The organism is Streptomyces sp. NPDC044571 (assembly GCF_040647115.1).
Taxonomy (GTDB): Bacteria; Actinomycetota; Actinomycetes; order Streptomycetales; family Streptomycetaceae; genus Streptomyces.
In genome coordinates this window covers 75,759-87,932 of the sequence record NZ_JBEZBN010000007.1, presented here as the reverse complement: position 1 = coordinate 87,932, position 12,174 = coordinate 75,759, and the positions used below count along the sequence as shown (strand labels likewise).

Genomic DNA, 12,174 nt, shown 5'->3' with positions numbered 1-12,174 from the left:
GCACGGGGTCGCCTGCTCTGGGTGACACGGGGGATCGCCCAGAGCAGGTACGCCCACCCCCTCACGACACGCCGGTTTCCGGCCGATGTCGGTGCAGGGGCAGCGAGATCGCCGACGCCGCCAGGGCCGCGCCCAGGAGCCAGCCCCCGACCACGTCCGACGGCCAGTGCACGCCGACGTAGACCCGGGTGAAGCCGACCCCGAGCACCGAGAGGGCCGCCAGCGCCCACGCCGCACCCGCCCACGCCCTCCGCTTCGGCCTCGCCCGGGGGAGCAGCCACAGCAGCAGTCCGCACACCGCCGCCGCCGTCATCGCGTGGCCCGAGGGATAGGCGGCGAAGTGCGCCGTGGCGATCGGATCCGGCCACATTGGCCGCTCCCGCCCCACGAGAGCCTTCAGCGCCTGCTGCACCGCCGCCGCGGCCACCGTGGCCGCGGCGATCCGCAGGGCCCGCTCGCGCTCACCGCGGCGCCACAGCCACCCACAGGCTGCGGCGGCGAGGGCGCGCATGGTCCACGGGTCCCACACCCAGTCGGTCAGGATCCGCACCAGGTGGGTGACACCGGGGTGGCCGACGGCGTACGGGTGGAGCCGGAGCACGGCCTGGTCGTCGTACGACAGGAGCGGCCTCCAGCGGGCCACCACCAGCGCCGTCAGGACCACGGCGAGCACCGCGCAGCCGATCCCCGTCCACCTGACCCGCTCGCTCCGCATGCGGGAGATCCTCGCACCCGGCCGACGCCCCGGACGTGCGGGCACGCGCGCGGCGGGGCAGCCTCACCCGCCCCGCAGGGCACCGCTCCCGCAGCACCCGCTCACTCGGGCCGGCGCTCAGGCCAGCGCGCTCAGCCCCGGCACGACCGCCACGAGCAGCGGCACCGCAGGCACCAGGGTGGCCAGTGCCGCCAGCCGCAGCCGGCGCCCCGCCGAGAGCCGCGGCGCCGCGGACAGCAGCCTGCGCACCCGCTCCGACACGTGCGGCTGCGGGTTCGTCGTCGCCGCGAACACCCCGCGGTCCTCGTTGAGTCCGACCAGCGCCAGCGCCACCGTGAGCCGCCCGAACCGCCGCGAGGCCACGTCGTCGGCCGCCAGCTCGACGAGCCGGTGCATCTCCTCCTCGAACGCAGCGAACACCGGCACCTGCGGGAAACCGCCCGCCAGCGCCCGCGAGCAGTGCAGCAGCCAGTCGTGCCGGGCCGCCGCATGGCTCTGCTCGTGCGCCAGTACGGCGTCCAGCTGGGCGCCCTTGAGCCGGCCCAGCGCCGCCGTGGTCACCACCAGTTGGGGGGCCGCCCCGGGCAGCCACCAGGCGTCGGGCCGCGCCCCCTCCAGGACCACCAGCCGCGCCCCGGCCGGCACTTCCCCGGGCAGCAGCGGCGCCCGTACGAGGAGTTCGGCGCCCCGGGCCCGCCGCCCGGCACGCGCCCGCAGCACCTCCCGGGTCAGCCGGGCCCCCGTCCACAGCCCGCCGCCGGCGAGCACCAGCGCCGTGCCGGTGGCCCACGGGCCACCGGTCGGGCCCAGTGCGTACGCCTCGACCACCCCGTGCGGGGCGGCGGCGAAGAGCCGGCCCCGTACCGCCAGCCAGGCGGCGGCCGCACTCAGCACCATCGACAGGGCGAAACACAGCAGCACCGCCCCCACCACGCACTGCCACACCCACAGGGCGACGACGGGTTCGCGCTCGGGCCATTCGGCCCGGGCCAGGAAGCGCGGCGCGAGCACCGCGGTCAGGACGCCGAGCAACAGGAGAGCTGCGGGGACCATCATGGCCGCCAGCCTATGAGCGCCGGCCTACCTGCGGGTATGCTCCCGCGGGATTGGTGACGCAGGACACGTTTGCCCCAGGCTCACATGGTCAGCAGCATCGCCAACATCCCGATCCCCATGGCCAGTCGGCAGGCGCGCGCCAGCTCCGCCGACCTCGCGGGCGGCCCGCCTGCGGCCGGCTGCCCGCCCCCGCCCACCGCCACCAGACGCGCCCCGCCGAGCAGCACGTACCCCGCGAAGTACAGGAGCAGCACTCCCGTGACGAGCGGGAGGCCGGCGCCGCTCCCGTGGCCGGCCAGGGGCGGCTCCAGGTACGCCAGGTAGGCCATGTAGGCCATGTAGGCCATCGCCAGCGAACCGACCAGGTGGTGCGCATGGTGCACCCCGGCCCGCAGCAGCCACAGCGCGTGCAGCGCCGCCCCGCAGAAGACGGCCAGCAGGAGCCGCGGACCCCAGGGCCCGATGCCCGCGGGCACCGCCATCGCCGCCATCCCGAAGCCCATCAGCGCCTCACCGGCCGCCGCGCCCCGCGCCTCCCGGTCCGGACCGCCCGCCCGGGTCACCCGCCGCAGGCAGTACGCCCCGCTCACGGCACACAGCAGCACCAGCAGCCAGGCGGAGAACACGGCGGGAAAGGACATCGGACCGTGCACGGCGGTACCCCCGGTTGGTCGGCGTCACCGAAGGGATGCCCAGGCCCGGACGGCCGCACGCCGCCCCGGGTTAGGCTCTGGGTGCCGCACCGGGCATGTCATATGCCGCCGAGCAGAACGGAGCCCCCGATGTCGACCGCCCACCCCGCCTCCCTGAGCTTCCGCAGCGCCGTGGAGGCGGACGTACCGGAGCTGGTGGTGCTCGTCGAGTCGGCGTACCGCGGCGACGCGAGCCGCGCCGGCTGGACCACGGAGGCGGACTTCCTCGACGGGCAGCGCACCGACGAAGCCGGGGTCCGTTCGATCATCGAGGCCGAGGACGGCACCGTCCTCGCCGTCGAACGCGCGGGCGAGCTCGTCGCCTGCTGCCAGCTCGAACACCGCGGTGACCACGCCTACTTCGGCATGTTCGCGGTCCGCCCCGGCCTCCAGGGCGGCGGCCTCGGCAAGGAGATCCTGGCCGAGGCCGAGCGGTTCGCCCGCGAGACCTGGGGCGCCAAGGAGATGCGCATGACGGTGGTGAACGTACGGGAGGAGCTCATCGCCTACTACGTGCGCCGCGGCTACCGGCGCACCGGCGAGCTGAGCCCCTTCCCCTACGGCGACGAGCGCTTCGGCATTCCGCTCCGCGAGGACCTGGCCTTCGAGCTGCTCGTCAAAGAGCTGTAGGGCGGCAGGGGCGCGGGAGCGCCCGCCGCCGCCCCCTACAGCCGGAGCTCAGGCCGTGAACCGGCCGGTGCTGCGGATCTCCGGGAAATCGGTGGCGACGCCGTCCAGTTCGAGGGCGCGCGCCAGCCGCAGCTGCTCCAGGGTGTTCACCGTCCAGCCGGTCACCCGCAGCCCGGCCCGGTGCGCCGCCTCCACCGTCTCCAGGGTGAGCCGCCGCAGGTTCAGCGCGACGGTACGGGCGCCCGCGGCCAGGGCCCGGTCCACGATGTCCTCGGCCTCGTCGCCGCCCAGGTCCGCGTAGAGGGCGGTCCGGGCACCGGGCACCCGGCGGGCCGCCTCGGCGAGCACCGCGTCGTGGAAGGAGGCCACCTCCACCCGCGCGCTCAGGTCCCGGCGCAGCACCAGCTCCGCCAGCACGGCGACTGCGGCCACGTCCGCGACCGACACCTGCAGCGGGGTGCGGACGGCGTCCAGGACGTCCTCGAAGACCGGCACGCGCTCGCCGTCCCCGGCATCCAGTTCGCGCAGTTCCCCCAGGGTCAGGTCGGCGACGGCCCCGGCGCCGTCGGTGGTGCGGTCCACTTCGGCGTCGTGCAGGACGACGAGGACGCCGTCCTTACTGAGCTGCACATCCATGGAGATGACGTCCATACCGGAGCGTTCCGCGCGGACGAACGACCGCAGGGTGTTCTCCGGTTCGACACCCATGACCCCGCGGTGACCGATGGTGAGGAAAGTCAAGGTTCTCTCGCTTCCGTCGACGGCGGCTCCCCGCGCGGTCGGTGTCCCTGCCGGCCGCGCGCGGTGAGGACGCATGCTAGTGCGCCGCCGATGCGTTGGGACCGGCCGTGCAGAGCCCGCGGCGAAGCCGACGGCCGGTTCCCGCCGGGGTTCCGCGCCGCCGTACGCCCGTCCGGTGGCCCGCCGCGTCACCCGCGCGTGGGCGCGTCCCCGCCGCCTTGACGGCGGCCGGTCCCGGCACCGGCCCCCGTCGGCGCGAGCTCCGCCAGATCCGCCAACAGGGCCTTGGCCAGGGCGAGTTCGGCCAGGTGGTGGCGCTCGCTCCAGCGCAGCGCCAGGGCGGGGAAGGCCCATTGCGGCACCTCGGCCGCCTGCGCCACGGCCTCCCGTACGGCGGCCAGCTCGGCCCGGGTGCGCTCCAGGTGCTCGCCCACCAGCGCGCGCAACCGCTCCGGCTCGGCGAGGTGCCCCAGCCAGATCCGCAGCAGCAGCCCGTGCTTGAGCACCGGGGGACCGGCGTCGGCGGTGTCGCAGGCCCAGTCCGCCAGGGCCTGGCGCCCGGCGGGGGTGATGGCGTAGCGGCGCTTGGCCCGCGCCTCCTCGGGACCGGAGCGAGCGGAGGCCGCGTACCCCAGTTCCTCCAGGCGGCGCAGCTCGGCGTAGATCTGGCTGATCGCCGGCGACCAGTAGAAGAAGCGCAGCGAGGAGTCCGCCCACTTCTTCAGCTCGTAGCCGGTGCGCTCCCCGGGGAAGGACAGCAGCCCGAGCACCGCCCACGCCGTGGCCGGCAGGTCGGGATTCCGTCCGCTGCGCTCCTTCTCGTGCCGTCGTGTGTCTTGCTTCTTCCAGTTCTGACTACTAGTCATATTCCGAATTGAAGTAAGACCGGGCACGGGACGCAACCCTGGAGGCACCGTGAAATTTTCCGTGATCTTCGAAGCCCAGCTCGCCGACCCCACCGTGGAGCGCGAACACCAGGTCATCCGCGACTGCGTCGAGCAGGCCGTGCTCGCCGAGCGGATGGGCTTCGACCGGATCTGGGCCGTGGAGCACCACTCCCTGAAGTGGTACGCCCACATGAGCGCGCCGGAGATCTTCCTGACCTGGGTCGCGGCCCGGACGCGCACCATACGCATCGGCCACGGCGTCGTGTGCATGCCCTTCGGCTTCAACCATCCCGTCCGGGTCGCCGAGCGGGCCGCCATGCTCGACCTCCTCTCCGGCGGCCGGGTCGACCTGGGCGCCGGACGCGGCGGCACCGAGCAGGAGACCTCCCTGTGCGGGGTCGACCGCGACCGCACCGCGCAGGAGGTCGAGGAGGCGCTGCGGATCATCGGCAGGGCCTGGCAGGAGGAGGAGCTGGAGTACCACGGCGCGCTGCTGGACATCGACCCCCACCCGATCCTCCCGCGGCCCCGGCAGACCCCCCACCCTCCCCTCTTCCTGGCCTGCAGCCGCACCGAGACCCTGGAGCAGGCCGCCGAGCTGGGCATCGGGGCCCTGGTGATGGGCTTCGCCGGACCCGAGTCCGTCGCGGGGATGCGGGCGGCCTACGACCGGGCGCTCGCCCGGCGGGACGGCGACCGCTTCGTCTCCACCGTCGTCAACGACCACTTCTCGGTGCTCTGCCCGACCATCGTGCTCGACGACCGCGAGGAGGCCCGGCGGATCGGCATCCGCGGGCAGCGGTTCTTCGCCCAGTCCATCGGCCACTGGTACGGGGGGTCCGGCATCCCGGACGAGGCGGTGGTCGCGGGGGCGGACGAGGCCGCGGAGCTGCGCAGGGCAGCCGAGCAGGTGGTGGCCCGGCTGCACGAGCAGCACATCCCCGTCCGGCCGGCCTCGACCGCCACCTTCAACGCCGACCACGCGTACGGCAGCGCCGACGACGCCATCGCCCACGTCGAACGGCTCCGGCAGGCGGGCGCCGACGAGGTCATGTGCCTGGTCCAGATGGGCACCGTGCCGCAGGAGGCCTGTCTGGAGACGCTGCGGCAGTGGGGCGAGAAGGTCATCCCCCACTTCCGCGGCGCGTGAGGAGCCCTGCCGTGAGCGATCCGACCGACCGGCTCGACCCCGCCGCCCGCCCCTGGGTGGAAGCGCTGGCCGCCGCCTTCCCCGACGTCGGCGGGCGCGTCACCGATGCCGTCGAGGCCCGCCGCGTCCTCGCCGCCGCGTCCGGCGCGGCCGCCGGCCTCCCGCGGCCCGCCGTCGGCGCCGTCGAGGACCGGGAGATCCCCGGGCCGGCCGGAGCGCCTTCCCTGCCGGTGCGGGTCTACCGTCCCGATCCGCAGCGGTGGCCGGGCCCCCGGCCGACCGTCGTGTTCTGCCACGGCGGCGGCTGGGTCCTGTGCGACCTGGACAGCCACGACGCCACCGTCCGCGCGCTCTGCCGGGCCTCCGGGGCCGTCTTCGTGTCCGTCGGCTACCGGCGGGCCCCGGAGGACCCCTTCCCCGCCGCCGTCCTCGACGCCTACGCGGCGCTGCACTGGGCCGGCGCCCACGTCGCCGGGCTGGGCGGCGATCCCGGCGCGCTGGTGGTCGCCGGGGACAGCGCCGGGGGCAACCTGGCGGCCGCCTCCCTGCTGCTGGCCAGGGCGCACGGGGGGCCGGCCGTCGCCCTCCAGGTGCTCGTCTACCCGGCCCTGGACGCCGCGCAGGACAGCGGCTCGTACCGCCGGAACGCCTCGGGCTGCTTCCTGACCGCCGCCCACCTGCGCTGGTTCTGGCGGCAGTACCTCGGACCCGGCGGTGACGGGCGCCATCCGCTGGCCTCGCCCGGGACGGCCGACCTCACCGGACTGCCGCCCGCCCACGTGGTCACGGCGGGCTGCGATCCGCTGTGCGACGAGGGGGCCGCGTACGTACGACGCCTGCGCGCGGCGGGCACGGCGGCGCGCCGGGACCACCATCCGGGGATGTTCCACGGGTTCCTCGCGCTGAACGGCCTGCTGCCCGCAGCCCGTTCCGCACTCGACCGGATCGCCGAAGCCATCGCCGGGACGGTGCCCGGCGGGAAGAATTACGGTAACGATGGGGGTTGGGCAGGATAATTTCCCGATCTCCCACTTGAACAGGAGACCCTTACATGCATACGCTGCCTTGACGTGAGGTTCTCCTGTGGAGGAAGTGACATGACGGAAACTCTTGTGCCGGGTTCTGCCGGTGCGGTGATAACCGCCGGTGCGCGGGTGGTCGACCACCCCGCGTGGCCCGAGCTCAAGGCCGCCGTGGAGGAGATCCGCCCCTGGCAGGCCAAGGACGGTTCCATCGACTTCGAGGCCGCCGGCGCCCCGGCTCCGGCGCAGGTCGAGGCCGCCGTAGAGCGGGTGGTCAGCGGCATCGAGGCGCTGTCCCCGCTGCTGCCGCACGCCACCGCGTACCACAAGGCGCTGGTCGGCGACCTGCGCAAGTGGGTCGCGGACGGCTTCAAGGTGCCGGACTTCCTGGACTCCCTGATGGCCTTCCACCCGGCCGCCGAGCGCGCCGACGGGCTCCAGCACCTCGTCGTCTTCCCCATGTACACGCAGAACGGCAACCCGGACCGCAACTTCGAGGCCGTCGTCCTCAAGATGGTCTGGCCCGAGTGGCTGTCCGAGCTGGAGCGCACCCGGTACGACAACCCGCTCTTCCTCGGCATCACCTTCGAGGACTTCACCCCGGGCTACGACACCCACTCCGCCGTGCTCTTCCCGGAGACCATCGCCGTCCGCGAGGCCCCCGAGCGCTTCACCTGGGGCGGCATCTTCTGCGACCGCGAGGCCGCGCGCTACCGCAAGGTCACCGAGGCCGCCGTGGACATCCTCGGCATCGAGCTGCCCGAGGACATCGCGCGGATGGTCGAGGACCAGGAGCGCTGTGAGAAGGCCTTCGTCCTGTGGGACATGGTCCACGACCGCACCCACAGCCACGGCGACCTGCCGTTCGACCCCTTCATGATCAAGCAGCGCCAGCCCTTCTGGATGTACGGCCTGGAGGAGCTGCGCTGCGACCTCACCGCCTTCAAGGAGGCCGTGAAGCTGGAGTCCGAGGGCAACGAGCACGGCCGTGACGTGCAGTACGCCGTCCTGTTCGACCGCATGTTCCGCTTCCCGGTCTCGGGTGACCGCAACCGCAACTACGACGGCCTCGGCGGCCAGCTCCTGTTCGCGTACCTCCACAAGCACAACGTCGTGCGCTGGACGGACAACACGCTGAAGATCGACTGGATGCGCGCCCCCCAGGTCACCAACCAGCTGTGCGCCGAGATCGAGGACCTCTACCGGGCCGGCATCGACCGCCCGAAGCTCGTCCACTGGTTCAAGGCGTACGAGCTCGTCTCCACCTACCTCGCCCCCCACCCGGGCTCCAAGTGGGCCAAGGGCCCCGACGCCCTCGACCTGACGCAGCCGCCGCGCAAGCTGGTGGACGACGTGCTTCCCGACGAGTTTCCGCTGAGCATGTTCTATGAGGCGCTCGCGAAGAAGCTCAAGGGAGTGATCGCCTCCACCAAGGGCATCACTGCAGTGAACGCCGAGACGGCCGAGCGAGCCGCCGCGTGAGCGTTCGCCCACAGGAGGCTGCACAGATGAACGACTCTGGGATCGCCGGGAACGGCAACGGCGCGCTGCACGGGGCCGTCGTGGCGGTGGCCGGGGCCGGCGGGCCCGCCGGCCGCGCCACCCTGCTCCGCCTCGCCGAGGCGGGCGCCGTGGTCGTGGCGTCCGACGCCGACCCGGCGCGGCTCGCCGAGGCCGTGGACGCGGCGCGCTACGCCCACGGCGGCGCCACCGTCACCGGCGACACCGTGGACCTGCTCGACCTCGACGCCACCAAGGCGTGGGCCGAGCGGACCGAGAAGGAGTTCGGCCGCGTGGACGGCGTCGTCCACCTGGTCGGCGGCTGGCGCGGCAGCACCTCCTTCACCGAGACCGACCTCGCGGACTGGGACTTCCTGGAGAAGCTCCTCATCCGCACCGTCCAGCACACCTCGATCGCCTTCCACGACGGCCTGCTGCGCAGCGACCGCGGCCGCTACGTGCTGGTGAGCCAGTCCGGCGCGCACAAGCCCGTCGCCAACAACGCCGCGTACAACGCCGGCAAGGCGGCCGCCGAGGCCTGGACGCTCGCCATGGCCGACTCCTTCCGCAAGGCGGGGGGCGAGGAGGGCCCGGGCGCCGCGGCTGCCATCCTGGTGATCAAGGCACTGGTGCACGACGCGATGCGCGCCGAGCGTCCCAATGCGAAGTTCGCGGGCTTCACCGACGTCAAGGAGCTGGCCGAGGCCATCGCCGGCGTATGGGACCGGCCCGCCACCGATGTGAACGGACAGCGTCTGTGGCTCACTCCGCAACCGTGAAGACCGATGCCCGCCGGCACCACGATCCGGCGGTCCGCGGGTTCGCGAGCGACAACTACGCGGGGGTTCATCCAGAGATCCTGGAAGCCCTCGCCCTGGCCAACGGCGGCCATCAGGTCGCCTACGGCGAGGACGAGTACACCGAAAACCTGCAGAAGATCATCCGCAGCCACTTCGGCCCGTACGCGCAGGCGTACCCCGTCTTCAACGGCACCGGCGCGAACGTCACCGCCCTCCAGGCGCTGACTGACCGCTGGGGCGCGGTGATCTGCGCCGAGACGGCGCACATCAACGTCGACGAGGGCGGGGCACCCGAGCGGATGGCGGGGCTCAAGCTGCTCACCGTCCCGACCCCGGACGGCAAGCTCACCCCCGAGCTCATCGACCGGCAGGCCTGGGGCTGGGAGGACGAGCACCGGGCGATGCCGCAGGTCGTCTCGATCACCCAGAACACCGAGCTGGGCACGGTCTACACCCCGGACGAGATCCGGGCCATCTGCGAGCATGCACACGGCAACGGCATGAAGGTGCACCTCGACGGGGCACGAATAGCCAACGCCGCGGCCTCCCTCGACGTTCCCATGCGCACCTTCACCAACGCGGTGGGCGTGGACGTGCTGTCCTACGGCGGCACCAAGAACGGCATGATGTTCGGCGAGGCCATCGTCGTGGTCAATCCGGACGCGGTCCGGCAGATGAAGCACATCCGCAAGATGTCGATGCAGCTCGCGTCCAAGATGCGGTTCGTGTCGGTGCAGTTGGAGGCGCTGCTCGCGAAGGACCTGTGGCTGCGCAACGCGCGGCACGCCAATGCGATGGCCCAGCGGCTGGCTGCGGGCGTGCGGGAGACCGACGGGGTCGAGATCCTCTACCCGGTGCAGGCCAATGCCGTGTTCGCGAAGCTGCCCCACGAGGTCTCGCGGCGGCTCCAGCAGCGGTACCGGTTCTACTTCTGGGACGAGGTCGCCGGTCACGTCCGCTGGATGTGTGGCTTCGACACCCAGGAGGAGGACGTGGACGGCTTCCTCCAGGCACTCAAGGAAGAGCTGGCCCGGTAGTCCTGTTGACCTTGGCTCCAACTGAATATTTATGCCTCCGACTGCAAATCTATTGATTTAAGGTCGGAGGCATGCCTATGCTCGGACGCATGCAGCTGATCCAGCAGAACCCCGACATCCACGACTATCTTGGGTCTGACCAGGCCGTCGATCACTGGCACCAGCTGGTGCAGGAGACCGCGGAGACCCTCTGGTCCGCCACTGGAGATGCATACTCATACGCCAAGACTGCGTTCGAGTTCGTGCGTGACACGATCCCGCACTCGGCGGACTCCGGGGATCTGCGGGTTGCCTGGCGGGCCTCCGACGTACTGAGCACCCGCAACGGCATCTGCTACGCGAAGTCCCACGCGCTGGTGGCCCTGCTGCGGGCGCGGGGCGTCCCGGCGGGCTTCTGCTACCAGCGGCTCGCCGACGACGACGGTGCGAACCCCGCCGTGCACGGCCTGGTCGCCCTCCGGATGCCCGGCAGCAGCCGGTGGTACCGCCTGGACCCGCGCGGCAACAAGCCCGGCGTGGACGCCCAGTTCTCCGTGGACGGCGAACAGTTGGCCTTTCCCGTACGGCCGGAGCTCGGCGAGGTCGACTACCCCGAGGTGTACGCCGCCCCGCACCCGGCCACGCTCACGGCGCTCCAGGAGTCCGCCGACCGGCCCGAGCTGTGGCGGAACCTGCCGACGGCGCTGTAGCCGGCGCCGCGGGTACGGATCCCCGCGGGCGCGCCAGCAGGGCGTGCAGCAGGGCCGCCGCCAGGAGCAGGACGGAGATCCCGGCCAGCAGGGCCTGCGGCGGAGCTCCGGCGGTGACGCCGACCAGCGCCGCGCCGAGCGATGCGGCGGTCAGCTTGAGGCCGGCCCCGAGGGTGAACACCTGGGTCCGGACGGCATCCGGGGCGTACTCCGAGCGGATCCGGAGCGTGGCCGTCAGCAGTGGCCCGTCGCACACGCCGGCCACCGCGAACAGCGCCGCCCCGACGGCGACGGAAGGGCTGAAGGCGGCTGCGGCCAGGGCGGCCCCGGTCCCCGCCATGGCCCAGCGCGCCGACCGCCCCGGCTCGGCTGCCCTGATCCGGCCCAGGGTCAGCGAGCCCGCCAGCGCACCCAGGGCGAAGGCGGTCATCAGCACGCCCCCGCCGCCCGGGCTGCCGAGCCGGGTGGCGAGCAGGACCGCGGTGGTGGTGAGCGAGCCGATGCCGAGGAAGGCCAGGGTCGTCGCGGAGGTGATCGCCCGCAGCTCCCGGATCCGCCACAGCGCCGCCAGGCCGGCGCCCAGCCCGGCCCGCAGCGAAGCGGGCACCCGCTCTGCGCCGCCGTTCCCGTAGGGGAACGTCGCGGCCAAGGCGGCCGCGAGGGCTCCGGCCAGCGCGAGCACGGCCATCGCGGGCGCGGCGGAGCCCAGCGCCGCGACCAGGCCGACCGCCGCCGGAGCGGTGACCGCCGCGGCGTTGTAGGTGGCCGCGTCCCATGCATACGCCCGGTCCCGCCGGGCCCCCGCCGGGACCAGACCGGCGACCAGGCTGGACATCCCGCCCGTCACCATCGGCCCGCAGCTGCCGCCGAGCACCGCCGTGGCGAGCACCAGGGGCACCGGGGCCCGGCCGAGCAGCAGCGCGAGCGCCGCCACCGCACACGTGAACCCGGCCAGGGCGCCCACGTGGAACAGCCTCGGCCGCCGGGCCCGGGCCGCGGCGGCCCCGGCGAGCGGAGCCGCCAGGACGTGCGGGGCCAGCCAAGCCGTCAGCACGAAGGCCCCGTGCCCCGCGCTCCCGGTCCGCTCCAGGGCGAGCAGGACCACGGCCAGGCCCATGCCTTCGGAGGCCAACCGCGCCGCCACGGCCGCCGCCAGGTACCGCCCGAAGCCACCCATCCCCGAACCCCCTCCACGTTGGTAACGTGTTAGCGGTACAAGACGTTACGTCATCCGGGTGGAATGCGGCAGGAGAGC

The 12,174-nt window shown here is 73.2% G+C and carries 13 protein-coding genes; 7 read left to right on the top strand and 6 right to left on the bottom strand.

Annotation, left to right across the window (positions count from 1 at the left end):
• Nucleotides 1-61: 61 nt before the first annotated feature.
• The 3 genes from AB0B01_RS05890 to AB0B01_RS05880 form a co-directional block, all read right to left on the bottom strand.
• Complete coding sequence (locus tag AB0B01_RS05890) at nt 62-715, bottom strand: phosphatase PAP2 family protein (protein ID WP_361713321.1); 654 nt, start codon at nt 713-715, stop codon at nt 62-64.
• A 117-nt stretch (nt 716-832) separates the two neighbouring features.
• Complete coding sequence (locus AB0B01_RS05885; RefSeq protein WP_361713319.1) at nt 833-1,771, bottom strand: M48 family metalloprotease; 939 nt, start codon at nt 1,769-1,771, stop codon at nt 833-835.
• An 80-nt stretch (nt 1,772-1,851) separates the two neighbouring features.
• Entirely contained in the window at nt 1,852-2,412 is a 561-nt protein-coding gene (locus AB0B01_RS05880) for a DUF5134 domain-containing protein (RefSeq protein ID WP_361713317.1), read from the bottom strand.
• A 141-nt stretch (nt 2,413-2,553) separates the two neighbouring features.
• Between AB0B01_RS05880 and AB0B01_RS05875 the strand changes: the two genes are divergently transcribed.
• Complete coding sequence (locus tag AB0B01_RS05875) at nt 2,554-3,093, top strand: GNAT family N-acetyltransferase (RefSeq protein ID WP_361713315.1); 540 nt, start codon at nt 2,554-2,556, stop codon at nt 3,091-3,093.
• 48 nt (nt 3,094-3,141) lie between these two features.
• On the opposite strand, the gene AB0B01_RS05870 is transcribed toward AB0B01_RS05875, so the two are convergent.
• Complete coding sequence (locus AB0B01_RS05870; protein ID WP_361713313.1) at nt 3,142-3,834, bottom strand: glycerophosphodiester phosphodiesterase family protein; 693 nt, start codon at nt 3,832-3,834, stop codon at nt 3,142-3,144.
• Nucleotides 3,835-4,022: 188 nt separating this feature from the next.
• Nucleotides 4,023-4,604 carry a PadR family transcriptional regulator gene (locus tag AB0B01_RS05865; protein ID WP_361713445.1) on the bottom strand — a complete coding sequence of 194 codons (582 nt, stop codon included), beginning with the start codon at nt 4,602-4,604 and terminating at the stop codon, nt 4,023-4,025.
• A gap of 145 nt (nt 4,605-4,749) precedes the next feature.
• Here AB0B01_RS05865 and AB0B01_RS05860 point away from each other — a divergent pair, with 145 nt between their 5' ends.
• From AB0B01_RS05860 to AB0B01_RS05835, 6 genes are all read left to right on the top strand, one after another.
• The gene (locus AB0B01_RS05860) at nt 4,750-5,871 is read left to right on the top strand and encodes an LLM class flavin-dependent oxidoreductase (RefSeq protein ID WP_361713311.1); all 1,122 of its coding nucleotides are present in this window, start codon (nt 4,750-4,752) and stop codon (nt 5,869-5,871) included.
• An 11-nt stretch (nt 5,872-5,882) separates the two neighbouring features.
• Entirely contained in the window at nt 5,883-6,887 is a 1,005-nt protein-coding gene (locus AB0B01_RS05855; RefSeq protein ID WP_361713309.1) for an alpha/beta hydrolase, read from the top strand.
• Nucleotides 6,888-6,968: 81 nt separating this feature from the next.
• Entirely contained in the window at nt 6,969-8,375 is a 1,407-nt protein-coding gene (locus AB0B01_RS05850; protein ID WP_361713307.1) for a DUF6421 family protein, read from the top strand.
• Between the two features lie 26 nt (nt 8,376-8,401).
• Complete coding sequence (locus tag AB0B01_RS05845; RefSeq protein ID WP_361713305.1) at nt 8,402-9,172, top strand: SDR family NAD(P)-dependent oxidoreductase; 771 nt, start codon at nt 8,402-8,404, stop codon at nt 9,170-9,172.
• The gene (locus AB0B01_RS05840) at nt 9,169-10,230 is read left to right on the top strand and encodes a low specificity L-threonine aldolase (RefSeq protein WP_361713303.1); all 1,062 of its coding nucleotides are present in this window, start codon (nt 9,169-9,171) and stop codon (nt 10,228-10,230) included. Before AB0B01_RS05845 ends, AB0B01_RS05840 begins: the two co-directional genes overlap by 4 nt.
• Nucleotides 10,231-10,319: 89 nt before the next feature.
• Nucleotides 10,320-10,919 (top strand): transglutaminase family protein, encoded by a 600-nt coding sequence (locus AB0B01_RS05835; RefSeq protein ID WP_361713443.1) that lies wholly within the window; start codon nt 10,320-10,322, stop codon nt 10,917-10,919.
• Here AB0B01_RS05835 and AB0B01_RS05830 read toward each other — a convergent pair.
• Entirely contained in the window at nt 10,855-12,096 is a 1,242-nt protein-coding gene (locus tag AB0B01_RS05830) for an MFS transporter (protein WP_361713301.1), read from the bottom strand. The genes AB0B01_RS05835 and AB0B01_RS05830 overlap by 65 nt on opposite strands.
• Between the last annotated feature and the right edge of the window lie 78 nt (nt 12,097-12,174).